Origin of the sequence: Pseudomonas sp. EA_35y_Pfl2_R111 (assembly GCF_963970955.1) — a bacterium.
In the GTDB taxonomy this organism is placed as follows: domain Bacteria; phylum Pseudomonadota; class Gammaproteobacteria; order Pseudomonadales; family Pseudomonadaceae; genus Aquipseudomonas.
This window is the reverse complement of the sequence record NZ_CAXAOM010000001.1, coordinates 1,220,472-1,245,521: the sequence shown is the minus strand read 5'-3', so window position 1 is coordinate 1,245,521 and position 25,050 is coordinate 1,220,472. Positions and strand designations below refer to the sequence as shown.

At 60.7% G+C, this 25,050-nt stretch carries 20 protein-coding genes and 3 pseudogenes; 14 read left to right on the top strand and 9 right to left on the bottom strand.

What is annotated here, in order from left to right; translation table 11 throughout:
* Positions 1–2 precede the first annotated feature (2 nt).
* The 6 genes from AACY25_RS06045 to AACY25_RS06020 all read left to right on the top strand — a co-directional run bounded on the left by AACY25_RS06045 (position 3) and on the right by AACY25_RS06020 (position 5,824).
* On the top strand, positions 3–1,211 hold the full coding sequence (locus AACY25_RS06045) for a cytochrome c (RefSeq protein ID WP_339523133.1): 1,209 nt from the start codon (positions 3–5) through the stop codon (positions 1,209–1,211).
* A gap of 16 nt (positions 1,212–1,227) precedes the next feature.
* Positions 1,228–2,199, top strand: a complete 972-nt coding sequence (locus tag AACY25_RS06040) for an XdhC family protein (RefSeq protein WP_339523132.1) — start codon at positions 1,228–1,230, stop codon at positions 2,197–2,199.
* Position 2,200: 1 nt separating this feature from the next.
* Positions 2,201–2,767 carry a nucleotidyltransferase family protein gene (locus AACY25_RS06035; RefSeq protein ID WP_339413501.1) on the top strand — a complete coding sequence of 189 codons (567 nt, stop codon included), beginning with the start codon at positions 2,201–2,203 and terminating at the stop codon, positions 2,765–2,767.
* A 239-nt stretch (positions 2,768–3,006) separates the two neighbouring features.
* The gene (locus tag AACY25_RS06030; protein ID WP_339413502.1) at positions 3,007–4,446 is read left to right on the top strand and encodes a cytochrome ubiquinol oxidase subunit I; all 1,440 of its coding nucleotides are present in this window, start codon (positions 3,007–3,009) and stop codon (positions 4,444–4,446) included.
* A gap of 2 nt (positions 4,447–4,448) precedes the next feature.
* Positions 4,449–5,456: a cytochrome d ubiquinol oxidase subunit II gene (cydB, locus tag AACY25_RS06025; RefSeq protein WP_339413504.1), complete on the top strand. Its 1,008-nt coding sequence runs from the start codon at positions 4,449–4,451 to the stop codon at positions 5,454–5,456.
* A gap of 224 nt (positions 5,457–5,680) precedes the next feature.
* Positions 5,681–5,824, top strand: a complete 144-nt coding sequence (locus tag AACY25_RS06020) for a DUF2474 domain-containing protein (protein ID WP_339523131.1) — start codon at positions 5,681–5,683, stop codon at positions 5,822–5,824.
* 111 nt (positions 5,825–5,935) lie between these two features.
* Here AACY25_RS06020 and AACY25_RS06015 read toward each other — a convergent pair whose 3' ends face one another.
* Complete coding sequence (locus AACY25_RS06015) at positions 5,936–7,060, bottom strand: class I SAM-dependent methyltransferase (RefSeq protein WP_339523130.1); 1,125 nt, start codon at positions 7,058–7,060, stop codon at positions 5,936–5,938.
* Positions 7,061–7,452: 392 nt separating this feature from the next.
* Between AACY25_RS06015 and AACY25_RS06010 the strand changes: the two genes are divergently transcribed.
* Positions 7,453–8,448 (top strand): DctP family TRAP transporter solute-binding subunit, encoded by a 996-nt coding sequence (locus AACY25_RS06010; protein WP_339523128.1) that lies wholly within the window; start codon positions 7,453–7,455, stop codon positions 8,446–8,448.
* A 109-nt stretch (positions 8,449–8,557) separates the two neighbouring features.
* Complete coding sequence (locus AACY25_RS06005) at positions 8,558–9,331, top strand: ferredoxin--NADP reductase (RefSeq protein WP_339523126.1); 774 nt, start codon at positions 8,558–8,560, stop codon at positions 9,329–9,331.
* A 57-nt stretch (positions 9,332–9,388) separates the two neighbouring features.
* On the opposite strand, the gene mscL is transcribed toward AACY25_RS06005, so the two are convergent.
* Together mscL and AACY25_RS05995 are read right to left on the bottom strand one after the other, a co-directional pair.
* Entirely contained in the window at positions 9,389–9,802 is a 414-nt protein-coding gene (gene mscL, locus AACY25_RS06000) for a large-conductance mechanosensitive channel protein MscL (protein ID WP_339413510.1), read from the bottom strand.
* A 67-nt stretch (positions 9,803–9,869) separates the two neighbouring features.
* Positions 9,870–10,615, bottom strand: a pseudogene (locus tag AACY25_RS05995) (EAL domain-containing protein).
* A 135-nt stretch (positions 10,616–10,750) separates the two neighbouring features.
* On the opposite strand from AACY25_RS05995, the gene AACY25_RS05990 reads away from it, so the two are divergent.
* The 3 genes from AACY25_RS05990 (at position 10,751) to radA (ending at position 12,790) form a co-directional block, all read left to right on the top strand.
* Positions 10,751–10,993, top strand: a complete 243-nt coding sequence (locus tag AACY25_RS05990; protein ID WP_339523124.1) for a YdcH family protein — start codon at positions 10,751–10,753, stop codon at positions 10,991–10,993.
* Between the two features lie 85 nt (positions 10,994–11,078).
* On the top strand, positions 11,079–11,357 hold the full coding sequence (locus AACY25_RS05985; protein WP_339523122.1) for a YdcH family protein: 279 nt from the start codon (positions 11,079–11,081) through the stop codon (positions 11,355–11,357).
* A 68-nt stretch (positions 11,358–11,425) separates the two neighbouring features.
* Positions 11,426–12,790, top strand: coding sequence for a DNA repair protein RadA (gene radA / locus AACY25_RS05980; RefSeq protein ID WP_339413515.1), 1,365 nt, complete (start codon positions 11,426–11,428; stop codon positions 12,788–12,790).
* A 248-nt stretch (positions 12,791–13,038) separates the two neighbouring features.
* Here radA and AACY25_RS05975 read toward each other — a convergent pair whose 3' ends face one another.
* From AACY25_RS05975 to AACY25_RS20920, 5 genes and pseudogenes are all read right to left on the bottom strand, one after another.
* Complete coding sequence (locus AACY25_RS05975) at positions 13,039–13,413, bottom strand: PilZ domain-containing protein (RefSeq protein ID WP_339413517.1); 375 nt, start codon at positions 13,411–13,413, stop codon at positions 13,039–13,041.
* Positions 13,414–13,552: 139 nt separating this feature from the next.
* Entirely contained in the window at positions 13,553–14,809 is a 1,257-nt protein-coding gene (gene glyA / locus AACY25_RS05970) for a serine hydroxymethyltransferase (RefSeq protein WP_339523121.1), read from the bottom strand.
* Between the two features lie 125 nt (positions 14,810–14,934).
* Positions 14,935–19,122: a sensor domain-containing protein gene (locus AACY25_RS05965; RefSeq protein WP_339523850.1), complete on the bottom strand. Its 4,188-nt coding sequence runs from the start codon at positions 19,120–19,122 to the stop codon at positions 14,935–14,937.
* A gap of 222 nt (positions 19,123–19,344) precedes the next feature.
* Positions 19,345–19,779, bottom strand: a pseudogene (locus AACY25_RS20925) (methyl-accepting chemotaxis protein); the annotation flags it as partial.
* A 105-nt stretch (positions 19,780–19,884) separates the two neighbouring features.
* A pseudogene (locus AACY25_RS20920) lies at positions 19,885–20,571 on the bottom strand (PAS domain-containing protein); the annotation flags it as partial.
* Positions 20,572–21,027: 456 nt separating this feature from the next.
* Here AACY25_RS20920 and AACY25_RS05955 point away from each other — a divergent pair.
* Together AACY25_RS05955 and AACY25_RS05950 are read left to right on the top strand one after the other, a co-directional pair.
* Entirely contained in the window at positions 21,028–21,528 is a 501-nt protein-coding gene (locus AACY25_RS05955; RefSeq protein WP_339523117.1) for a YciE/YciF ferroxidase family protein, read from the top strand.
* Positions 21,529–21,702: 174 nt separating this feature from the next.
* Entirely contained in the window at positions 21,703–22,248 is a 546-nt protein-coding gene (locus AACY25_RS05950) for a hypothetical protein (protein WP_445262117.1), read from the top strand.
* Between the two features lie 14 nt (positions 22,249–22,262).
* Here the strand turns inward: AACY25_RS05950 and AACY25_RS05945 are convergent, their stop codons facing one another.
* Positions 22,263–22,955 carry a DUF421 domain-containing protein gene (locus tag AACY25_RS05945; protein ID WP_339523115.1) on the bottom strand — a complete coding sequence of 231 codons (693 nt, stop codon included), beginning with the start codon at positions 22,953–22,955 and terminating at the stop codon, positions 22,263–22,265.
* 265 nt (positions 22,956–23,220) lie between these two features.
* On the opposite strand from AACY25_RS05945, the gene ettA reads away from it, so the two are divergent.
* Complete coding sequence (gene ettA, locus AACY25_RS05940; protein WP_339523113.1) at positions 23,221–24,888, top strand: energy-dependent translational throttle protein EttA; 1,668 nt, start codon at positions 23,221–23,223, stop codon at positions 24,886–24,888.
* The last annotated feature ends 162 nt before the right edge of the window (positions 24,889–25,050 follow it).

The window sequence follows — 25,050 nt, the reverse complement described above, 5'->3', positions numbered from 1 at the left end:
GCATGAAGAGCATTCTGATCGCTGCCGCCCTGTTGCTGCCGTTGGCTGCCCAGGCGGCCGATAAGCAACTGATCGAGCGCGGCAAGTACCTGGCGCGCGCCGCCGACTGCGTGGCCTGCCACAGCATCGAGGGCGGCGCCGAATACGCTGGCGGCCTGCCTTTGGAGTCGCCGTTCGGCACCATCTACGGCACCAATATCACCCCAGACAAGCAGTACGGCATTGGCGAGTACAGCGCCGATGACTTCTACCGCGCGGTGGCCGAGGGCGAGCGGCGTGATGGCAGCAACCTCTACCCAGCGATGCCGTATACCTCCTATCACTTGCTCAAGCGCGAAGACTCCGACGCCATCTACGCCTACCTGATGAGCCTGGAACCGATCGCCAAGCCCAGCCCGCAGACTGACCTGAGCTTTCCGTTCAATCTGCGCTTCGGTCTGAGCTTCTGGAACATGCTCTACAAGGACAGCGTGCAGTTGCAGCCGGCTGAAGGCAAAAGTGAGCCCTGGCAGCGCGGTCAGTATCTGGTCGAAGTGCTCGGCCACTGTGGCGAGTGCCATACCCCGCGCAATGTCATTGGCGCATTGCAGCAGGACGAGCGTCTGCAGGGCGCTGTGATGCTCGGTTATGAGGCCCCCAGCCTGTTGGCAGACGACCTGGCCGCGCGCGGCTGGAGCACAGACGACCTGGCGACCTTCCTCAAACACGGCATCAGTGCCCAGGGTTCGATGTTCAACGAGATGTACCCGGTGTTTCACCACAGCACCCAGTACCTGCCGCTGGACGATCACAAGGCCATGGCCACCTACCTGCTTGGCGACCAACCGCCAGACCCGCGCAAAGTTGCCAGCGTGGCGCTGGACCAGCTCGGCGAGAGTGCTCAGCAGGGCCGTCAGCACTACCTCAATCTATGCGCCGGTTGCCATGGGGCGGCGGGCGAAGGTGTGCCGCATGTGGCTGTGGCGATGGATGGCAACACCACCCTGCGCCTGAACGAGGCCCGCAACCTGCTGCGGGTCATTGACGATGGCATCAAGGAGCAGCAGTTCACCGGGTTCGAGCGTATGCAGCCAATGCCGGGCTTCAGCGACAAGCTCGACGACGGACAGATGCGCGACCTGCTGCATTACCTGCGCCAGACCTGGGGTGGCCAGGCGGCCGAGCTGAGCCCACAGCAGGTTAGTCAGTTGCGCAGCGAGAAGGGCCATTGAGACCGGGTGAACCCTGATGCAGCACCTTGATCAGCAGGTGGTACGCCAGGCGCTGCAATGGTCGGCGGCGGGGCAGCGCGTTTGGCTGTGCACGGTGCTGGCCACCTACGGCTCGGCGCCGCGTGCGCCGGGTTCGCTGCTGGCCGCCACCGCTAATGGCGAGTGGATCGGCTCGCTGTCCGGCGGCTGCGTTGAGGATGAATTCCTTGAGCGCCTGGCCTCCGGTGCTTTTGCTGAAGCTGTCTACCTGCTGCGTTACGGTGATGGTAGCGACCCGCACTCGCAGATCAGTCTGCCCTGTGGCGGCGTACTGGAAGTTCTAGTGGAAAACCTGCCGGCCGATTGCGCCGTGCAGGCCCATCTGCGTGAGCTGGAAAGCGCTTTGGCGGGCCAGCGCCGGCTGATCCGCGAAGTGGCGCTACCAAACGGTGAGCGCCGCTTGCTGGCCGACAACACGCAGGGGCCAAGAGTTGAACGTCAGCCAAGCCTGCTGCGTTTGCGTGTTGGTGCGGCTCAGCGTCTGCTGTTGGCGGGTTACTCCTCGGTGGCGCAGGTCTGTGCGCAGTTCGCTCAGGGCCTGGGCTTTGAGGTAGTGCTCTGCGATCCCCGCGAAGAAGTGCTGCAAGGCGTCAACTTGCCAGGAGTGGAAATTCGCCGTGAGCTGCCGTCCGAGGTGATCCGTCTTGGCGGCTGCCATGCCGACACCGCTGTGGTGGCGCTGACCCATGACCCGCGTATCGACGATCTGGCGATGATCGAGGCGGTACGAACCGAGGCGTTCTATATCGGCGTCATGGGTTCGATGGCCACCAGCGCCAAACGTTTCGAGCGCCTGCGCCGGGCCGGCGGCCTGGATGATGCCGCGCTGGCGCGAATTATCGCGCCGATTGGTCTGAACTTGGGCAGCAAGACCCCAGCGGAAATCGCCCTGGCGGTACTCGCCGATATTCTGCGGGTGCGCAACGGCCTTGCACGGGACGCGCTCTAGCATGCCGCGCGTCCTGGCTCTGTTGTTGGCCGCCGGGCGCGGCCGGCGTTTTGGCAGCGACAAGCGCCTGGCCCGTTTGCCGGACGGTCGTGGCCTGCTCGCGGCCAGCGCCGAGCGCGCGCTGCAGGTGTTTGCAGAGGTGCATGTGTTGCTGCGCGATGAAGACGATGCGCAGGCGTTAGGGCTGCCGGCTGAGTGCCGGATTATCCGTTGCAGCGAGGCCGATCAGGGCATGGGCCATAGCCTGGCGGCTGGCGTGCAGGCTTTAGCGGGGGACCCCGCCGAGGCCATCGCCGTGCTGCTTGGTGATATGCCCTGGGTTGCCGCCGACAGCCTGCGCCAGCTCATTACTCAAGCGACGGCCGAGCGCATCGTCTATCCGCAGTACGACGGCCAGCGCGGCCATCCGGTGCTGTTTGGTCGTGCGTTCTGGCCGCAACTGCAGGCTTTGCACGGTGATCAAGGTGCACGTGCGCTGCTGCAAGCTCATCCAGTTGCCAGCCACAGCGTTGAGGTAAATGACCCTGGTGTACTGCGTGATGTAGATCGTCCCGAGGCGCTGTTATAAGTCAACAGCCCTTGTGGCAGCCGGTCGCGCGACAATCGACCACAGCTGAACTTACCCCGGCAAACGCTACTCTCTGTACATATCTTGACTCGCGTCAACACCTTCGGCGCGTGGTTGTGAGGGCTTTTTTTTCGGCTCGCTAGTGGTCCACCCAAAACAATAATTTCCCCGACTGATTTGCCCGTGACTGGCATGTGCGCCCGCGACCATGCCCCGTATCACCTGACAGAGGAAACGTCATGTTTGGATTGGAGGCTCTCGACCTCGCTCGGATCCAGTTCGCTTTCACCATCTCCTTCCACATTATCTTCCCGGCCATCACCATCGGCTTGGCCAGTTACCTGGCAGTGCTCGAAGGGTTGTGGCTGAAAACCCACCAGGAGGTTTACCGCGATCTGTATCACTTCTGGTCGAAGATATTTGCGGTCAACTTCGGCATGGGCGTGGTCTCCGGCCTGGTCATGGCTTATCAGTTCGGCACCAACTGGAATGCCTTCTCCGATTTTGCCGGGGCAGTCACCGGGCCGCTGCTGACCTATGAGGTGCTCACCGCGTTTTTCCTCGAAGCAGGTTTTCTCGGCGTTATGCTGTTCGGCTGGAACCGCGTAGGCCCGGGCCTGCACTTCTTCTCCACGCTGATGGTGGCGGTCGGCACGCTGATTTCGACCTTCTGGATTCTCGCTTCCAACAGCTGGATGCACACCCCGCAGGGCTTCGAGATTATCGACGGGCGGGTGATCCCGGTTGACTGGTTCGCCGTGGTGTTTAACCCATCGTTCCCCTACCGCTTGGCGCATATGTCCGTTGCGGCCTTCCTCGCCACCGCATTCTTCGTCGGCGCCTCGGCAGCCTGGCATCTGCTGCGCGGCCGCGACAATCCGGCGATCCGCAAGATGCTTTCGATGGCCCTGTGGATGGCGTTGCTCGTGGCCCCGATCCAAGCAGTAATTGGCGATTTCCACGGGCTTAATACCCTCAAATACCAGCCGGCGAAGATTGCTGCGATAGAAGGCCATTGGGAAAACCACGGCGCCGAACCGACTCCGCTGATCCTGTTCGGTTGGCCGGATATGGAAGCCGAGGAAACCCGCTTCAAACTTGAGATTCCTGCGCTCGGCAGCCTGATCCTGACTCACAGCCTGGACAAACAGGTGCCGGCGCTCAAGGAGTTCGCCAAGGAAGACCGACCCAACTCGACCATCGTGTTCTGGACCTTTCGGATCATGGTCGGCCTAGGCATGCTGATGATTGTTACTGGTCTCTGGGGGCTGTGGTTACGCGTGCGCGGCAAGCTGTACCAGAGTCGGCCGTTCCTGCATCTGGCAGTGTGGATGGGCCCGTCGGGGGTTATCGCCATCCTCGCGGGTTGGTACACCACGGAAATCGGCCGTCAGCCCTGGGTTATTCATGGCCTGATGCGCACCGCGGATGCTTCATCCGGGCACAGCTTCGCGCAAATGAGCCTGACGCTGGTGCTGTTCGTGGTGGTGTATTTCGCGCTGTTCGGCGCGGGTGTCAGCTATGTGATGCGCCTGGTGCGTAAAGGCCCGGTTACACACGAAGGCAAAGAAGAGGGCACTGGCGGCCCTGGCCAGAAACGCACGCCAGCGCGGCCGCTGTCCGCGGCGGACGAGGGCTTGGACGAAGGCCACGGCGACCAACTGGGCGAGAGGAATTAATCATGGACTTCGATCTTTCACTGGTGTGGGCCGCCATCATCGCCTTTGGCGTGATGATGTATGTGGTGATGGATGGCTTCGACCTGGGCATCGGCATCCTCTTTCCCTTTGTGAAAAGTGAAGGCGAGCGCGATGTGATGATGAACACCGTAGCGCCGGTCTGGGATGGCAACGAAACCTGGCTGGTGCTCGGCGGCGCCGGCTTGTTCGGCGCCTTTCCACTGGCCTATTCGGTGGTGCTTAGCGCGCTCTACTTGCCGCTGATTTTTATGCTGCTTGGCTTGATTTTTCGCGGCGTGGCATTCGAGTTCCGCTTTAAGGCCAAGGCGGAAAAGCGGCATATCTGGGATAAGGCGTTTATCGGCGGTTCACTCACCGCGACCTTCTTCCAGGGCGTGGCGTTGGGCGCCTATGTTGATGGTTTTGAGGTGGTGGACAGAGTGTTTGTCGGCGGTTCGCTGGACTGGTTCACGCCATTCTCGCTGTTCTGCGGCCTGGCGCTGATCGCCGCCTATGCGCTGCTTGGCTGCACCTGGCTGATCATGAAGACCCAGGGCCGCCTGCAGCGGCAGATGCACGATATCGCCCGGCCGCTGGTGTTTGTGGTGCTCGGGGTGACTGGTGCGGTCAGCCTCTGGACGCCTCTGGCGCATAGCGCCATCGCTGAGCGCTGGTTCAGCGTGCCGAATATTTTCTGGCTGATGCCAGTGCCGCTGCTGGTGCTGGCGGCCACCTTCGCCCTGCTGCGGGCAATCGAACGCAACGCCAACTACTCACCATTTCTGCTGACCCTGACGCTGATCTTCCTCGGCTACGGCGGCCTGGGTATCAGCCTGTGGCCGAATATCATCCCGCCGTCGGTATCGATCTGGGACGCCGCCGCGCCGCCGCAAAGCCAGAGTTTTATGCTGGTCGGCGCGCTGCTGATCATCCCGCTGATTCTGATCTACACCGCCTGGAGCTATTACGTGTTTCGCGGCAAGGTCACTGAAGAAGATGGCTATCACTGAGGCTCGGCTTCCGGTCAGCTGCGCGTCGGCCCTGCGGCGTTAAAAGCCGGCTAGGAAAGCCGCTTGCGGCTAACGCGCTTTAGCGCGACCCGAAGGGCGAGTGAAACGAGTAATGCTCATTTACAAAAGCTCTCGCCTGCTTTGACCAGCCGGAGGCTGTTACTAACGTAGCGCCTTGCAGGACTCTAGCTCGCGAGACCTCGAATAGGTTCTGAGGCCGCAAGATGAAGGATGTAGAAGATAAAAAACCGCTGTGGCAGCGCCTTGGCTGGCTGGTGCTGATCTGGACCTGCAGCGTGCTGGCCTTGGGTGCGGTGTCCTATCTGCTGCGCCTGTTTATGCGGGCGGCGGGGATGGGCACGCCGTAACGGCGGACCCTTTTGTAGGGTGGGTCGGGGCGCGTAGCTGACGCCTTTTTCATCCACCGTGCCGACGCCATGGTGGATCGGTGACGCGTGATCCACCCTACGGTCCGGGGCTTATTTGATCGCTTTAAGCACCACAAACTTCGGTGTGGCCGCTACCTGTTCTACGCCGCGGAACAGACGTTTCAGCTTGGCGTGATAGCCCAGGTGGCGGTTGCCGACTATCCACAGTTCGCCGCCGGTCACCAGCGCGGCGCGAGCCTGCTGGAACATGCGCCAGGCGAGAAAGTCGCCAACTACCTGCTGCTGGTGAAAGGGCGGGTTGCACAGCACCAGGTCCAGCGAATCCTCTGCCTGCTCGGCCAGGCCATCCCCCGCGCGAATTTCCACCGCGCGCTCGCCTAGCGCCATTCGCCAGTTTTCCTCGGCCGATTGCACCGCCATATACGACTCATCCACCAGTGTCAGTTCGGCCTGCGGGCTGCCCAGAGCGTAAGCAATCCCCAGCACGCCATTGCCGCAACCGAGATCGGCCACGCGCATGCGGCTGAGGTGTTTGGGCAGGTGCGGGAGGAAGGCGCGGGTGCCGATATCCAGGTCTTCGCGGCAGAACACATTGGCGTGGTTGCGCAGCTCGATGGCTGGTTTTTCCAGGCGATAACGCGTGGGGTAGGGCGATACAGGCGCGGCTTTGATTTGCGGTGTGGCAAACAGCAGGCGGGCTTTTTTCACTGCTAGTGAGGCCTGCACAGGGCCGACATATTGCGCCAGCAGATCACCGGCAGCGCGCGGCAGGTGTTTGACCATCGCTGCTGCGATCACTTGCGCGCCGGGCGCGAGCTGGCCGTGTAGGCGAATCAGTTGCTCTTCCAACAGCGCCAGGGTTTTCGGCACGCGGATCAACACGACATCGAATGGCCCTTGCGCAACAGCGGACGCTGAGACAAATGTCACGGCATCCGCCGACAACTGATTGCGCTGCAGATTGACCTGCAAACCCAGGTGGCCGAGGTGCGAGTCGCCGCTGCTGGTGACCTGCGCATGTCCGGCAAGACTGGCCGCCAGTGCGCCAAAGCTGTCATTCAGCACCAATACCCGCGCGCCGTTCGTCATCCCTTGTGCATGCAGATGGTTGAGCAGGTACTCGTCCGCCGCATCGAAAGCCTGCAGCGGCTCGTGAGGCTGGTCGGGTTGGCGGATCAAATCGAGTTGGGCGAACGGGTTGCTGAACACAGGCATGGAAAACTCGGGTAGCAGGCCGCAAGGGCGCGATAGAAAGTGCAATTGGTCGCTATTGTCGGTGCAAGTGGCGGAAAAGTCTCTGAACTGAGAGCTGGTTCAGCAAATCGCGGTTGTGCCGCGCACGGCTTTGCCGAAGAATGCCGCCCCCTTGCAGATCTGCTCAGTCGTGTCTGATACCCACGAGTCAGCAAGCATGAGTCAGCAAGGCCCGCATTCAAATAATAACCAGGCCCCGAGCGTTATGCCCGGCTGCGATCTGGTAGCGCCTGATGATCAGGATTGCGCCGCTGCTCTGCTGCGTCTGCCGGATCATCCATAGCCCACACCCCCACTCAATGAGGCCTGCTTATGCAGGCTTCACGGCGTTCTATTTGCAAAAAGGTATGTTCATGTTCAAGTCCCTGTTGTCTTTAACCTTCACTGCGTTGCTGGTTGCGGCAAGCCCGGCCCTGGCGGAAGGTAAGGCTCCAATTGTTATCAAGTTCTCCCACGTGGTGGCCGAGAACACGCCCAAGGGCAAGGGCGCATTGCTGTTCAAGAAACTGGTGGAAGAGCGCTTGGCTGGCCAGATTTCGGTCGAGGTCTACCCGAACTCGACGCTGTTCGGTGATGGCGAGGAGATCACCGCGCTGCGCGAAGGCAAGGTGCAGATGCTGGCGCCTTCGCTGTCCAAGTTTGAGGCTTACACCAAGCAGCTGCAGGTGTTTGACCTGCCGTTTCTGTTCGATGACCTGGAAGCGGTCAAGCGCTTTCAGAAGCGTGACAAAAGCCGCGAGCTGCTGCACTCCATGGCCAATCAGGGCATCTACGGCTTGGCTTATTGGAATAACGGCATGAAGCAGATGACCTCCAGTCGTGAGCTGCGCAAGCCAGCAGATGCTAAGGACCTGGCCTTCCGCATCCAGCCCTCGTCAGTGCTGGAAGCGCAGTTCGGTCAGCTTGGCGCCAAGACCGTGAAGATGCCGTTCGCCGAGGCGTTCAAGGCGCTGCAGGCCGGCACCATCCAGGGCACCGAAGGCCCTTGGTCGAATATCGCCAGCCAGAAGGTCGACACCGTGCAGCCGTTTATCAGCGAGCTCAACCACGGCTCGCTGAGCTATATGCTGATCAGCAGCAAGGAGTTCTGGACCAGCATCCCCTACAAGACCCGTACCGAGCTGGAAGCGATCATCGAAGAGGTTTCTTTCTCGGTGAACAAGGACGCCGAAGCGCTGAACAACAATGATCGTGAGCGCATCATTGCCGCAGGCAACGCCAAAGTGGTCACCCTTACGCCCGATGAACGCGCCGCCTGGCGCACTGCGCTGAGCCCGCTGTGGAAGACCTATGAAGCTGAAATTGGCGCCGATGTGTTGCGCGCCGCGCAGGCCGTCAACCGTCGCTAAGAGCCGGTTCTAAGGGCGCTGGCCAAGAGTCCCCAGCTTTTGCCGGTGTTTGTCTGGCCGGTGTTGCGCCACACTGGGTTTGTGCAATCCGCATAAACCCGGTGTTCGCATGATCGATGACGACAAGTACACCCGGCAAACCCTTACCTCTATTCAGGTCTGGTCACCCAGCCTGTTCAGCCTGCGTTGTACGCGCGATGCGGGCTTTCGCTTTGGCGCTGGGCAGTTCGCCCGCCTGGGTGTGCAGAAGGCCCATGGTTCGGTGGTCTGGCGTGCCTATTCGATGGCCTCGGCGCCCCATGACGAGTTTCTCGAGTTCTTCTCCATCGTCGTGCCTGGCGGCGAGTTCACCTCCGAGCTGAGCCGGCTAAAGGTCGGCGACAGCTTGCTGGTGGAAAAGCAGGCCTTGGGCTTTCTTACCCTTGATCGCTTTGCCGATGGCCGCGACCTCTGGCTGCTGGCGAGCGGCACGGGGCTCGCGCCGTTTCTGTCGATCCTGCAGGGCTTGGAGGTGTGGCAGCGTTTTCAGCGCGTGGTGTTGGTGTACAGCGCGCGCACGGCCAGCGAGTTGGCTTATCAACCACTGATTGACGGGCTGATGCAGCAGGAACATCTGCTGGAATACGCCGAGCGCTTTGTCTACCTGCCGCTGGTCACCCGCGAGCAGGTGCCCGGTTGCCTGCATGGGCGCATCACCACCTTGCTGGAAAGTGGCGAGCTGGAGCGGGCGGCGGGATTACATCTGGACCCGGCGAACTCACGGCTGATGATCTGCGGCAATCCGCAGATGATCGACGATACCCGCGCGTTGTTGAAGCAGCGCGGTCTGCAGCTCAGCCTGACCCGCCGGCCGGGGCAGGTTGCGGTGGAGAACTACTGGTAGCCATTGCCGCAGGCAAACGAAAGGCACCTGAGGGTGCCTTTGTGCGTTGTTGCCGGGCTATTCCTTGGTTTGCTGGGCCTTGAGCAGGTCACGGATTTCGCTGAGCAATACCTGATCCTTGGTTGGTGCGGCGGGGGCCGCCGGCGCGGCCTCTTCTTCGCGCTTGAGTCTGTTGATGACCTTGACGCCCATAAAGATGGCGAAGGCAACAATCACAAAGTCGATAATCGTCTGGATAAATTTGCCATATGACAGGGTCACCGCCGGGGCTTCGCCTTCGGCGGCTTTCAGCACAATGGCCAGGTCGGAAAAATCCACGCCGCCAATCAGCATGCCCAGGGGTGGCATCACCACGTCACCGACAAAGGACGAGACGATCTTGCCGAAGGCCGCGCCAATGATGATGCCCACGGCCATGTCGACCACGTTGCCTTTGACTGCAAAGGCTTTGAATTCACTGAGTATGCTCATGCTGCGTTCCCTGGTAGGTGAGGTTGGGCTGAGTGTAATCCAGCGCGCGCCGCTTGCCAGCTACTTCTCAGGCCGGGTAGTGGACCTCGGGCAGCGACTCGAAACTCGGTTTGGCCAGCAGGTAACCCTGAAACAGCTCCACCCCCATGTCGCGCAATGCATGCAGTTCACCGAGGCTTTCGATGCCTTCGGCAATCACCCGGATATTCAGTTTGCGGCACATCTGCAAGGCGGCTTCGACCAGAATTTGCCGCACGCTGTCCTGCTCGATATTGCGGATCAGCTGCATGTCCAGCTTGATCAGGTCGGGCTGAAAGTCGGCCAGCAGATTGAGGCCGGCATAGCCTGCGCCGAAATCATCAATCGCCGTCATAAAACCTTGTTTACGGTACGCGCGCAGGATGCCGGTAAGGTGGTCGACATCCAGTACCTGCTCCTGTTCGGTGACTCGAAGATGATCCGCTGCAGAGGAAAGTTGAAGCGTTTGGCCGCCTCCAGCGTGGCGCGGATACAGGTCTCGGGTTTGTACACCGCGTTGGGCATAAAGTTGATCGAGACCATGGCCGGCACCTGCAGCTTGGCGGCCCATTCCAGGGCGGTAATCCGGCAGGCCTGGTCGAACGGGTAGAGGTTGTCCGCGTTGAGCTTGCTCATCAGGCTGCCGGCGGATTCGCCGGCAGTGCCGCGAACCAACGCTTCGTGGGCGAATATGGTGCCGGTGCTCAGGTTGATAATGGGCTGAAAGGCCATGCTGATGGGAAAGCCCAACCCTTGGCCGTCACGGCACGCCGAACATCCTGATGTTGTACTCATAACCTGTTCTCATTAGTGGCTCCTGACGCTTGGGGAAAGATAGCAGAAGTCGCCTGGCGCCCGTGTTGCAAGCGTTTCGGCAGAGCCGGCGTGACTGGGCTAGGCTCAATGGAGGCCCGCCATGAGGATGCCGTTATGCCACTGGAACATCATCCGCTGCACCGCGAGTTTCCAGAATTCAAAACGCAGCTGCACGCCTTGTTGTCCAGTGATGGGCATTTCGCCCGGTTGGCCGAGGAATATGAAGAGCTTGATAAGCGCATCTATGAGGCGGAAAGCGGCCGAGTTGCCATGGATGAGATGTTGCTGCTGGGCCTGAAAATGCAGCGCGTCAGCCTCAAGGACGAACTGGCCGGCTTTCTCGGCGGTGCGTCATAGCGTCATTGGGCTTGATCCGGGTCAAGTGTTGACCCCGGCTCAGGGGATAGTCTGCAGACAATGACTATCCCAGAGGAACGCCCGCATGCATGTTGAACACCATCCGCTGATCAAGGACTTCCCCGAACTGCGCGGCGCGCTGCATGAGCTGCGCCAGGGCGACGCCGACTTCGCCCGCCTGGCCGACACCTACGAAACCCTGGATAAACGCATCTGCCGGATTGAGGCGGGCGGCGAACTGCTGGCTGACGATGCACTGCTTGCCCTCAAGCAGGAACGCGTTGGCCTCAAGGATGATCTCGCGCGCCGGCTTAAACGCTCCGCAGGGCAATGTTGTGGCTGTGGCAACGGCTGCAAATCGTAGGTGCGCGGGACTGTAAATATATCCAGCTATTTCGTATGATCCGGGCTCAGCGTTTATAGGAGTCCGGCATGGCCAAGGCCAAGCGCATGTATGGCTGCACCGAGTGCGGCGCCACCTTCCCGAAATGGGCCGGCCAGTGCGGCGAGTGCGGGGCTTGGAATACCCTGGTCGAAACCCTGCTCGAAGCCAATGCGGCCACTCCCAGCGGGCGTGCTGGTTGGGCGGGTGATCAGGTACAGATCAAGACCCTGGCCGAGGTCAGTGTTGAGGAAGTGCCGCGTTTCTCCACTGCCTCCGGCGAGCTGGATCGGGTGCTCGGCGGCGGCCTGGTGGACGGTTCGGTGGTGCTGATTGGCGGCGACCCCGGTATCGGCAAGTCGACCATCCTCTTGCAGACCCTGTGCAATATCGCCACGCGCTTTCCCGCGCTGTATGTCACTGGTGAGGAATCCCAGCAGCAGGTGGCCATGCGCGCACGCCGCCTGGGTCTTCCGGAAGACAAGCTCAAGGTGATGACCGAAACCTGCATTGAAAGCATCATCGCCACCGCACGGCTGGAAAAGCCCAAGGTGATGGTGATCGACTCGATTCAGACCATCTTTACCGAACAACTGCAATCGGCCCCCGGCGGCGTCGCCCAGGTGCGCGAAAGTGCGGCGTTGCTGGTGCGCTTTGCCAAGCAGAGTGGCACGGCGATCTTCCTGGTTGGCCACGTGACCAAGGAAGGTGCTCTGGCCGGCCCGCGTGTACTCGAACACATGGTCGATACCGTGCTGTATTTCGAGGGCGAGTCTGATGGTCGTCTGCGCTTGCTACGCGCGGTGAAGAACCGCTTTGGTGCGATCAACGAACTGGGCGTGTTCGGCATGACCGACAAGGGCCTGAAAGAGGTCACCAACCCCTCGGCGATCTTCCTCACCCGCGCCCAGGAAGAAGTGCCGGGCAGCGTGGTGATGGCTACCTGGGAAGGCACCCGGCCGATGTTGGTGGAAGTGCAGGCGCTGGTCGACACCAGCCATATGGCCAACCCGCGCCGTGTCACCCTGGGGTTGGATCAGAACCGTCTGGCTATGCTCCTGGCCGTGCTGCACCGGCATGGCGGCATCCCGACCTATGATCAGGACGTATTCCTAAACGTGGTGGGCGGGGTCAAGGTGCTGGAGACCGCATCGGATCTGGCGCTGATGGCCGCGGTGATTTCCAGCCTGCGTAACAAGCCACTGCCGCATGATCTGCTGGTGTTTGGCGAGGTGGGGCTGTCTGGCGAGATCCGCCCGGTGCCGAGCGGTCAGGAGCGTCTTAAGGAGGCGGCCAAGCACGGCTTCAAGCGCGCCATCGTGCCCAAGGGCAATGCGCCGAAAGATCCGCCGCCGGGTTTACAGGTGATTGCCGTAACGCGCCTGGAGCAAGCGCTGGATGCGTTGTTCGAGTAAGAACCTGTTTACGATCTGCTGCGCGTCGGCCATCTGGCGTTAAAAACAGCTTCGGAATGCTCATTTACAGCTCGTAAACTGCGCGTGATTCGCTTCGCTCACCCTGCGGGTCAGCCGTTGGCTGTTACTCCGCTGCGCTGCGTTTCTCGGCTGTTTTTGCCTTGTCTGGCTCTAGCTCGCGAAATCGTAAACACGTTCTAAACCCGCGCAGGCAGGATGAAAAAAGGAGGCCTCGGCCTCCTTTTGGTTTACTCGTCGTCTTCGCCTAGGGCAGCGAGTTCGCGCTCCAGCAGGCTGTCATCGCCGAGGTTGAGCTCGACTAGGCGGCGCAGGTGGCTGATCGAGTCGAGGTCGATATGCCGGCAGACAAAGCCGAGCAGGTCGGCCTGGGTGCGGGTCAGCACCACCTCCATCAGCACGCGGGTGTCGTCGGCCAATTGGATATTGGCTTCGAATGGCTGATTTGGGTCGCCATTCCAGCCGTCGGGGCGCTTGATCAGCAGACCTTTCAGCGATACGTCATGCAGTTCGACCGCCCAGCGCCGCTCCCCTTGCACTATCTCGGTGGGGGCGTCAAAAGCGATGCGGTGAAAGCGCCGACGCTCATTGGCTGTTTCGCTCATGCAAAGAAACTCCTGCGAGGTTTTATCCACTATAGCCAAGGCTGCTGGCGATGGCTTGATTTTATCTGTGCTTGAGAGCTACCTGGCAGATATAAAAAAGCCCGCCAGAAGGCGGGCTTTTCGACAGCGGTTCAGAGACTTAGTTGCCGTAAACCGGGAACTTGGCGCAGACCGCTTTGACCTGCTCGCGCACGCGCGCTTCAACCGCGTCGTCGCCCAGATTGGCGAGGATCTCGCAGATCCAGCCAGCCAGTGCGCGGCACTCGTCTTCCTTGAAGCCGCGGGTGGTTACGGCTGGGGTGCCGATACGCAGGCCGGAGGTGACGAACGGCGAGCGCGGGTCGTTCGGCACGCTGTTCTTGTTCACAGTGATAAAGGCGCGGCCTAGGGCGGCGTCGGCGTCTTTACCAGTGATGTCTTGCTTGATCAGGCTGAGCAGGAAAAGGTGGTTCTCGGTACCGCCGGAAACCACGTCGTAGCCGTTTTCGATAAACACGCTGGCCATGGCCTGGGCGTTCTTGATCACTTGCTGCTGGTAGGCCTTGAACTCAGGCTGCAGGGCTTCTTTGAAGCACACGGCCTTGGCGGCGATTACGTGCTCCAGCGGGCCACCTTGGCCGCCTGGGAATACCGCCGAGTTGAATTTCTTCTCCAGCGCTTCGTTAGCACGCGCGAGGATCAGGCCGCCGCGCGGGCCGCGCAGGGTTTTGTGGGTGGTGGTGGTGACCACGTCGGCGAACGGCACCGGGTTCGGGTACACGCCAGCAGCAACCAGACCGGCTACGTGAGCCATGTCGACGAACAGGTAAGCGCCGACTTTGTCCGCGATGGCGCGGAAGCGTGGGAAGTCGAGAATCTGCGAGTAGGCGCTGAAGCCGGCAATGATCATCTTCGGCTTGTGCTCAACGGCCAGGCGCTCGACTTCGTCGTAATCGATCAGGCCGGTGACGTTGTCGATGCCGTACTGCACGGCGTTGTACATCTTGCCGGAGAAGCTGACGCTGGCGCCGTGGGTCAGGTGGCCGCCGTGGGCCAGGCTCATGCCCAGTACGGTGTCGCCAGCTTCCAGCAGGGCCATATACACGGCGCTGTTAGCTTGCGAACCGGAGTGCGGCTGGACGTTGGCGTAGTCGGCGCCGAACAGTTCCTTGGCACGGTCGATGGCCAGCTGCTCGACGATGTCGACGTATTCGCAACCGCCGTAGTAACGCTTGCCTGGGTAGCCTTCGGCGTACTTGTTGGTCAGTACCGAACCCTGGGCTTCCATCACCGCTGGGCTGGTGTAGTTCTCCGAGGCGATCAGCTCGATGTGATGTTCCTGGCGCTGGGCTTCTTGCTCCATCGCGGCAAACAATTCGGCGTCATAACGGGCGATAGTCAAATCACGGCTGAACATAGCATTCCCCTGAGAAAATCAGCTGGGCGGTAGAAAGAGGGGGCGAATTCTACCCCATCCGTGAGAAACAGGCATATGAAGCGTGGTCATCTGGCGGACAAGCGGGGCTCATGCGCGGGCGCACATCAGCCGAGCATAAACAGCGCGGAGCCGGTAAACAGGGCGGTGAACTGGTGCGCTGGCATTGGCCTGCCGAGCAGGAAGCCTTGCACTTCGTCGCAGTCGTGGCCGCGCAGGAAATCCAGCTGGGCCAGGGTTTCCACACCTTCGGCGATTACCGTGAGGTTGAGGCTGTGAGCCATGGCGATGATCGCGCGCGCGATTTGCCCGTCCTGTTCGCCGTGGGGCAGGCCATCGACAAAGCTGCGGTCGATCTTTAGCACGTCGATGGGGAACTGCTTGAGGTAGTTCAGCGAGCTGTAGCCGGTGCCGAAGTCGTCGATGGCGATGCATACGCCGAGCTGCTTGAGGCTGCTGAGGGTTTGCATGGCGTTGGCCACGTCCTCCATCAGAATGCTCTCGGTCAGCTCCAGCTCCAGGCGGTCGGCGGGAATGCCGCTGTGTTCGATGATCTGCGCCACGCGCAGGTGCAGATCGCCTTCGGCAAACTGGCGCGCCGAGAGGTTGACCGATATTTTCGGTACGCGAATCTTTGCCTGGTGCCATTCGGCCAGTTGCCGGCAGGCTTCGCGCAGGACCCAATCGCCGACCTGTACCACCAGACCCAGTTCTTCGAGCACTGGAATAAAGTCGTTCGGCGGTACCAGGCCGCGGGTAGGATGCTGCCAGCGCAAGAGCGCTTCGGCCCCGGTCAGGCGCTTGCCGTCACCGGAGAATTGCGGCTGGTAATAGAGCCTGAATTCGCCCTGTTCGAGGGCATGACGCAGGTCGCTTTCCAGCTCCAGGCGTTGCAGCGCGCTGGCGTTCATGTCGGCCTGGTAGAACTGGAAGTTGTTCTTGCCGCGTTCCTTGGCGTGATACATCGCCGTGTCGGCGTTTTTCATCAGCTGACTTAGCTCGTTACCATCCTGCGGGCTCAAGGCGATGCCGATACTGGCGGTGACGAAGAACTCGCGGCCTTCGAGAACAAACGGCTGTGCCAGGCTGGCGAGTATTTGCTCGCCGACGTGGATCGCGCGGGTCAGAGCGATTTCACGCTGGCTCTGGGATTGCAGTAGCAGGGTGAATTCGTCGCCGCCCATGCGTGCCACGGTGTCGTCACTGTCAACGCAGGCGCACAGGCGGACGGCCACTTCCTTGAGCATGCGGTCGCCGGCGGCGTGACCGAGGGAGTCGTTGATCGGTTTGAAACGATCGAGGTCGAGGAACATCAGCACCACCCATTCCTGGTGCCGTTCGCCATGCTGCAGGGCGCTGTGCAGGCGATCTTGGAACAGCGTACGGTTAGGCAGCTGAGTCAGGGCGTCGTAGTAGGCCAGGCGGTGGATGCGCTGTTCGCTGGCCTTGCGCTCGCTGATATCGCTGAAGAAACACACATAGCTGACCAGGTCGCCTTCATCGTCCTTGACTGCGGTGATGCCGACCCAAGCCGGGAATTTCTCGCCGCTCCTGCGCTTGAGCCACACTTCGCCTTCCCAGCTGCCTTGCTGGTTGAGCTGTTTGACCACATAGGCCAGGTGGCTGGCTTGCTGGGTATCGGCGGTGAGCATGCTCGGCAGCTGGTCGAGAATTTGCTTGGAGCTGTAGCCGCTGACCCGGCTGAAGGCATTGTTGACCTGAACGATATAGCCGGCCGGATCGGTGACCAGAATCGCCGCCGTGGAGTGCTCAAAAACCGTGGCAGCCATGCGCAGGTCTTTCTCCGCGCGGCGTTGCAGGCTGATGTCGCGGCCCACGCCCAGCAGGCCTTCAAAGCGTCCGCTGTCATCCCACATGGGCACCAGGCGCAGCTCCACCGGAATCTTCTGGCCATCGGCGCGCAGGGCGTCAAAAACGAATAACTGCGGGAGAAACTCCGCACGCAGTTCAGCCAGTCGTTGCGGATCACCGAGCGCATTACGCACGCGGTCGAGCAGGGCGTAGAAACCGATCAGTTGGCGCGGGTTGGTGGCCAGATTCTGGAAGCCGTTGGCCAGTGCCCACTCGCTGTCATAGCCGAGCACCGGCATCACCGAGGGACTGACGTAATTGAGCTGCAGGTCGCTGCCGGTTGAGAAGATCACGTCGCTGATGCTCTCTGCCAGCAGGCGATAGCGTTGCTCGCTGGTGCGCAGGGATTCGCTGTGGGTGATCTGCTCGGTGATGTCCTTGGCCACGCCGATCAGCCGGCTGACCCGACCCTTGGTGTCGCGCGAAAGGGCCTGCTCGCGGATATCAAACCAATGCCAGCTGCCATCGCGGTGCCGCCAGCGCAATTCGAATTGCATCAGCAGGCCATTGCCCTGCACTTGCTGAATATTGCGCATGCGCTGATACAACTCGACATCGTCAGGGTGGAGAATTTTCTCCCAAAGCCGCTCGCCGAACTGAAGCATTTCCGCCTTGCTGTAGCCCAGCTGCGGGCCGAGGTGGTTGTTGCTGTACATCACCCGTTTGCCGGCGATGTCGTGCACATAGATGGTGTCGGGCACCGCGCTGACCACATCGGACCAGAAGCGCTCGCGTTCGATCAGCGAGGTTTCAATGCGCTTGCGGTTGGTGATGTCGCTGATGCTGAGGGTTACGGCCTGCAGATCGTCGATGCTTTCCGGCAGGTGCATCAGCAACCAAAGATGGCGTTCGTGGCCTTGCGGGGTGCAGATCTGCCGTTCCATCTCCAACTGGCCGCCACCGCTCAGGAGGGCATTGACCAGCTGCATGCGGAAGCCTTCCGGGCGCAGCGGGCCGCTGTTGAACAGGTGCTGCCAGGCTTGCTGATTGGAGTCGACGCCAAGCAGTTGCAGGGCTACATGGTTGGTTTCGGTCAGGCGCATACGCTGACAGAGCTCAACATGGTGCTGCGGGTCGGCCTCCAGCCAACGCTGCAGGCTTGTCATGCTGCGCAATTGCTGCTGTTGCAGATAGCGCTGCAGCTCGGCCAGGTCGAGCACGCACAGCGCAGTGCCGGTACCGTCGAAGATGTCCTGATAACGCCGGCGGGTTTCCTGCAGCACCTGCGAGGCGTGCTGTTCTTCGGTGACATCGCGCAGCACCCAGACAAAACCGGTGCGCTTGTTGTCCTCGCTGAGGTCGCTGCGGCTGATGTCGTACAGGTGAACGACGCCGTTCTGCTGGATCTCCACCAGGTCGGGGCCGAGATCGTTGTGCAGGGCGGTGTCATGCAGCAGCAGCGGGTCAAGGCGCGGCAGCAGCTTGAGCAGATGCCAGTCGCGCGCCTCGTCGTTGCTCAGGCCGAACATCGCCTCGGCCTGTGGGTTGAGGTATTGCAGCTGGCCGTTGCTGTCGGTGACCAGCACGCGCTCTTCGATGGCGCCCAGCACACTGGCGGCTTGCTGCAGCGAGCGCCGTGAAGCGGTGTTTAGCGCATGCAGGCTGCGCTGCTCATTCAACAGGCGATACAGGGCCAGCAGCGTAAGGGTGGCGCAGAGGATAAACAGCAGCAATTTGCTGGCCTGTTGCGGCAGTTGTTGCGCACGTACCTTGCGCTCATTGAATAGCGCGCGCAGCTGCCAGTCGCTGCCCTTGAGTGGCGTCTCCAGCATGCTCTGGTCGAGGTTTTCTGCGGTAACCGGGGGGGCCACTGATGAGGTGCCGGAAGCCTGCGAGCTGTTGTTGGCAATGACTCGCTGCACGTTGCGGTCTTCCAGCTGCCATTGGTGCGGGCTTTGATGGTGTTCATGCAGCCAACTGATCAAGGCTTTGTTGGTCAGACGCAACACCCAGAAACCGCTGGCGGCGCTGTCGGGGTTATGTCGCAGCAACAGATAGATGCGGCCATGGTCGTTGGCGCTGAAGGTATAGAAGAAGCTTTCACGGGCGCCACGCTGCAGCAATTCAGCCAGGTACAGCGCATCTTCGGTTGGGGTATGGCTGTCGGCGACAATGCGGCCCTGGCCATTCAGCCAGGCCAGGCTGCGTAGGGTTGGGAATACGCCGCGCAACGTATGTAGCAGCTCTTCCAGTTCATCTGGGTTCTTCGGCGGCAGTACATGGGGTTGCAGAAGGGCCTGGCCGGCGCTGGCCTTGAGCGCCATGTTCAGGCTCAAATGGTTGGCCAGCTGCGAGCTGTAGGCCAGGCCAAGTTGGCGTTGATTGTCCAGCAGTTGCTGGGATTCCTGACGCAGTTGCCAGAGCAGCAGCACCAGCATGCTCAGGACCAGCACCACCAGTGCGCCGCGGGTCGGCCCACGCATCGCCTCAGCCGGCGGGGCGCCAGGAGTACGCGGCGTGGTTGGGGGCGTGACTGTTGGCAAAGACGTACATCCTGGGGGCTTGGCGGCAATGTGCGGGTCCCTGGCGGGTGCGCGAAACGGCCGGCAGCCAAGGGGCGGCTAGCATGCCATAAACGTGGCAAAGTGCCAGTGCGGCCGACGAGCGTCGTTTGCGAACCCGGGTTAGTGCCAGCGATCCGCCAATCAGCTCTTCAATTGATTGGCGAACTGGCCGACAGCATCGACCACCTTTTGCGCGCCGTCTTGGATTTCAACGATTACTGCTCCGGCCTCGTTGGCCAGGTGCAGCCCTTGTTCCGCCTGCTCGCGGCTACTGGCCATGCTGTCCACTGCCGTTTGCGCCAGGCTCTGGTTTTTTTGCACCACCTCGACGATCTCCTCGGCCGCCTGGCTGGTGCGTCCGGCCAGTTGCCGGACCTCATCGGCCACCACCGCGAAACCGCGACCCTGTTCGCCCGCTCGGGCCGCCTCAATGGCCGCGTTGAGTGCCAGCAGGTTGGTCTGGCCGGCAATGCCGCTGATGGTCTTGATGATCGAGCTGATCAACTGCGATTGCTTATCCAGTGCCTCGATGCCTTGCGCCGCTTCCTGCACCTGATCAGAGATGCGGCGCATCACTGTCACGGTCTCGCTGATCACCGCAGCGCCTTTCTTGGCGGTGGCGTCAGTCTGCTGCGAGGTGCCGTAGGCGATGCTGGCTGCGGCCGCCACTTCTTCCTCCCGCTCCACCTGGTCGGTGATCACCGTGGCAAATTTCACCACTTTGTAGAGTTTGTTGTGGGCGTCGTGTACCGGGTTGTAAGAGGCTTCGAGCCAAACCACGCGGCCCATGGCGTCTACACGCTTGAAGCGGTGGGCGACGAATTCGCCACGGTTGAGCTGAGCCCAGAATTCGCGGTAAGCGGGGGAGTTGTACTCCTCTGGCTCGCAAAACATGCTGTGGTGCTTGCCCTTGATCTGTTCCAGGCGATAGCCCATGCCCTGGAGGAAGCGGTCATTGGCGGTCAGCACCTCACCCTTGAGATTGAATTCGATGACGGCGGTTGAGCGCAGCAGGGCATTAATCAGGCCCTCATGCTCCTTCGAGGTCTCGATGGTGCGGGTCAGGTCATTGGCGCACAGGGTGAAGCCCGTGGCCTGGCCCTTGCTGTTTTTCAGCGGCTGCCAGATCGAGCGCAGCCAGGCTTCCTCGCCATTGGCGCGCAGCATGCGGTAGGCACCGCTAACGTGCTCGCCGCGCGCCAACGCGGTCTTGAGCTTGCTGTAGTTGGCTTCGCGGCGGAAAGAATCTGGGATGAAATCTTCTATCGAACGGCCGATCAGGTCCTCGCGGCGGTGCAGCATTTCCCGGACGAAATGCTCGTTGGCGAAGATGATATGCCCACGCGCGTCCAGCTCCAGCACCAGCATCTCCGCATAGATCGATTCCTTGATTTGCTGGTTCTTGGAATTCTCTTCCCGAAGCGCTTCCAGTTCCTTCTTTAAATGCGTGTTGAACATGACGGGAGACTCGCTGGTTAGTGGACGGCCATTCAGATAGTCGGCGTGCCCTGGGGATTCTGAAGTGTAGTTACACAATATTCCTGGGGCTTGGTGACGGTTTCGCCGGTAGCGCGTTACCTCGTCGAGTAGCAAGGTTGTTGTGGCTTTCGGCCCGTCGACAGGCCCAAACCTGCAGAAACCTTCCGCGCGGAAGGGCGGCGAACGGGTGCCATCACCACGCACGGTGCCAGGCGTCCCTGGCGCGTCGGTTGTGCGCCGCTCAAAGAGTCTGAACTCATTATTGCGACGGCCAGTCACACACGAATATTGGGCGAGGAAACCGCCGTCCAGGCTTGTGAACGTAAAGTCTCAAGGAGAATTACGATGGCTCGCAAAACGATTGAAGACCTGTTCGTCCATGAACTTTCCGATATGTATAGCGCCGAGAAGCAGATCACCAAAGCGCTGCCGCGCATGGCCCGCGCCGCTACCAACCCCTTGCTGGCCGATGCCTTCACTGCACACTTGGAAGAGACGCAAGGGCAGATCGAACGAATCGATCAATTGGTCGAACTGGCCGGGCTCAAGCTCAAACGCATGAAGTGCGTGGCGATGGAAGGGCTCGTTGAAGAGTCCAAGGAGTTGATGGAAGAAATCGATAAAGGTCCAGTGCTCGATGCCGGTCTGATCGGTGCCGCGCAGAAGGTCGAGCATTACGAAATCGCCAGCTACGGCACGTTGATCGCCATGGCCAAGCACATCGGTTTGAAGGTCGCCGCCATTCAACTTCTCAAGGACACCCTGACTGAAGAGAAATCCATCGATGAGAAGTTGACCAAGATCGCCGAACAAGGTGGTAACCAGGCCGCCACTATGAACTCCTGATGCTGCGCGCCGTTGCCGACAGGTACTCTTGCTGGCAGCGGCTTACCCAGCTTGCCGCGCAACGCTGCTTCTGGCGCCGCGGTGGGCGGTTGGCAGAACCGGCCCCGTCTGCGGTAACAGAGCGCTAATGGCTCGGCGCCGAGATAGTGCTGATCTACTCCCTGTATCGCGGTAATGAACGTGTCCAGAATCATTTCTTCCGAGAACCCCGCCGTCGACGCAAACCCAGCATCCGATCCACTGATGTTCGGTACGCCGAGAGAGCGGTTGGATTTCTACCGCCGGGAAATCCAGTACGAAACCAGTCTGCTGGCCAATCGGACCAATGCCTACCTGTCGGCGCAGTCGTTTCTGGTGATTGCCTATGCCTCTTCCATGGCTAACCTCAACACGAAATGGGGCGATCTTTTCACCCTGGTGGTGCCGGCCCTCCTGGCGCTGTTGGGTATCGTCAGCTCACTGCACGCCTGGCCAGGTATCAAGGCGTCGGCAAACATCATCGGCCACTGGCATTTCAAGCAGGACCACCTGCTGCGCAGTGATCCCAAGTTCGGCCACGCCTACGATGACTCGCCATTGTTCAGTGAGCAGGAGTCGAACAAGGACAGCTATTACAAATCGCTGCTGTTCTCGCTGCGCTCCCCCTGGCTGTTCGCCGTGTTCTGGGGCGTGCTGGGGGCGTTTTCGCTGTGGTTGCAGTTGAGTGCGGTGAAGCTTTAACGGCCTCAGGGGTGTCAGCGTAGCCGCGAATGCCTCAGCGCGGGCGACCAGCTGCTGTGATCACAGCGCACGCAGAGGGTGTGCTGCTGGCCTTCGACGAGTTGCGTGTTCCCGCAACGGATACAGGCATAGAGATCACTAGCAGGCACACGCTCATACACTGCCCGGTGTTCGGGAGGCAGCACTGAAAGCCCCGGTCTGGTTTCCTCGGCAGCGTAGAAATAGAGGCTGATATCGCCATCGGTTTCAAGGATGCCGAGGCGAACTTGGCCGAGGTGGTCGACGCTCTGTTGGCGCAGCTCCATGAAAAACTCATCGGAAGAAATATTCAGGCGATCCAGGCTGCTCAGTTCATACAGCCCGTCTTTGATGATCGTCACGGGCTTGCCTTCCAACCAGTTCGAAAGCCGTGTGCTATGGCTCATCAAGAGAACGGTGGTTCGATAAAGTAGTAGAAGCGTGGCGAACACCACGGCCACCGGTAGCAGCGGTACATCTTCGTAAAACGATACGTCACCAGCTGCCGAACCCAGCGTTAGGATCATGACCAGCTCGAACAGCGACAACTGGCGGATGCCACGGCGACCGCTGACCTTGAGAAACAGAAATACGACAACGAAAGCGAAGAGCGCACGGAGCGCGACCTCGCCCAAGAACAGCACGGAAAAATTATCCATCAACATGCGTTGCCAATCGAAAGCGGTCATCCGCAGCTCCACTGAGCGATTCACTTATCGTTGAGACCGTGGGCGCGGCGAATGGGTCAGTTCCAAAGCTGCGCTGAAAGGCGTATTTCTTCACGCCTCATCGACTCGAGAGTTTCAGGCTTCTCACTTCATTGACAGGCCAATGAGGGCGATCAGTGGCTTGCTTGGCTGCCTTAGCGATTGCTTCGATATGTAAATGGTCGATTCACCCCTATCTGTCATAAGATGGGCGCAATTTTTTTACGTTTTTTGCGAGGTATTCAGTTTGGCTCAGTACGTCTTCACCATGCATCGACTCGGCAAAGTGGTGCCGCCGAAGCGGGAAATTCTCAAAGACATCTCCCTGTCGTTCTTCCCTGGCGCGAAGATCGGCGTACTCGGCCTCAACGGTTCGGGCAAATCCACCCTGCTGAAAATCATGGCGGGGGTCGATACCGAGTTCAATGGCGAAGCCCGGCCGATGCCGGAGCTGAATATCGGCTACTTGCCGCAGGAGCCGCAGCTCGACCCGAGCAAGACCGTGCGCGAAGTGGTGGAAGAGGCCGTCAGCCATATCAAGGACGCCCAGGCGCGTCTGGATCAGGTGTACGCCGCTTACGCCGAGCCGGATGCCGACTTCGACAAGCTGGCCGCCGAACAGGCCAAGCTCGAAGCCATCTTGCAGACCAGCGACGGCCATAACCTTGAGCGTCAGCTGGAAGTTGCCGCCGACGCCTTGCGTCTGCCGGCCTGGGACGCCAAGGTCGCCGTGCTTTCCGGTGGTGAAAAGCGTCGTGTGGCGCTGTGCCGCCTGCTGCTCTCGGCCCCCGACATGTTGCTGCTGGACGAGCCGACCAACCACTTGGATGCCGACTCGGTGGCTTGGCTGGAGCACTTCCTCCATGACTTCCAGGGCACCGTGGTGGCGATTACCCACGACCGGTACTTCCTGGATAACGTCGCCGGTTGGATTCTTGAACTCGACCGCGGCGCCGGTATTCCGTACGAGGGCAACTACTCCGGTTGGCTGGAGGCTAAATCGAACCGTCTGGCCCAGGAATCCAAGCAACAGTCGGCTCATGAAAAAGCCATGAAGGAAGAACTGGAGTGGGTGCGCAAAGGCGCCAAAGCCCGCCAGTCGAAATCCAAGGCACGTCTGCAGCGTTTCGAAGAGATGCAGTCGCAGGAATTCCAGAAACGCAGCGAGACCAACGAAATCTATATCCCGGTGGGCCCGCGTCTGGGCGACAAGGTCATCGACTTCGTTAATGTCAGCAAGGGCTACGGCGAGCGCGCGCTGATCGACAACCTGTCGTTCAGCATGCCCAAGGGTGCCATCGTTGGTGTGATCGGCGGTAACGGCGCCGGTAAGTCGACCCTGTTCCGCATGCTGATGGGCAAGGAACAGCCGGACTCGGGCAGCATCGAGATCGGTGAAACCGTGCAGCTGGCTTGTGTCGATCAGAGCCGCGACGACCTCGACGGTAGCAAGAGCGTGTGGGAAGCCGTGTCCGGCGGCTCCGACATGATCAAGATCGGCAACTATGAAGTGCCGTCGCGCACCTACGTCGGTCGCTTCAACTTCAAAGGCGGCGACCAGCAGAAGTTCGTCAAGGACCTCTCCGGTGGTGAGCGCGGTCGCTTGCACCTGGCGTTGACCCTGAAAGAGGGCGCCAACGTATTGCTGCTCGACGAACCGTCCAACGACCTCGACGTGGAAACCCTACGTTCGCTGGAAGAGGCGCTGCTCGACTTCCCAGGCGCGGCGATTGTGATCTCCCACGATCGCTGGTTCCTGGATCGCGTGGCGACCCACATCCTGGCGTACGAAGATGACTCGCATATCGAGTTCTTCGAAGGCAACTACACCGAGTACGAAGCTGACCGTAAGAAGCGTCTCGGCGATGCTGCTGCACAGCCGCACCGCGTGCGTTACAAGAAGCTGGCGCAGTAAGCCACGCTGTTCAACAGAACGGAGCCGCAAGGCTCCGTTTTTGTTTCTGGGTTTTAGCCAACAGCCTGCCTGGGCGCACGTTGCGCGAGCTCTTGTGCGTTGCGCGCAGGCGTACGTGCACAGGATCGCGCTTATTGGCTTGTGGAGCGCGGCCGATGCGGC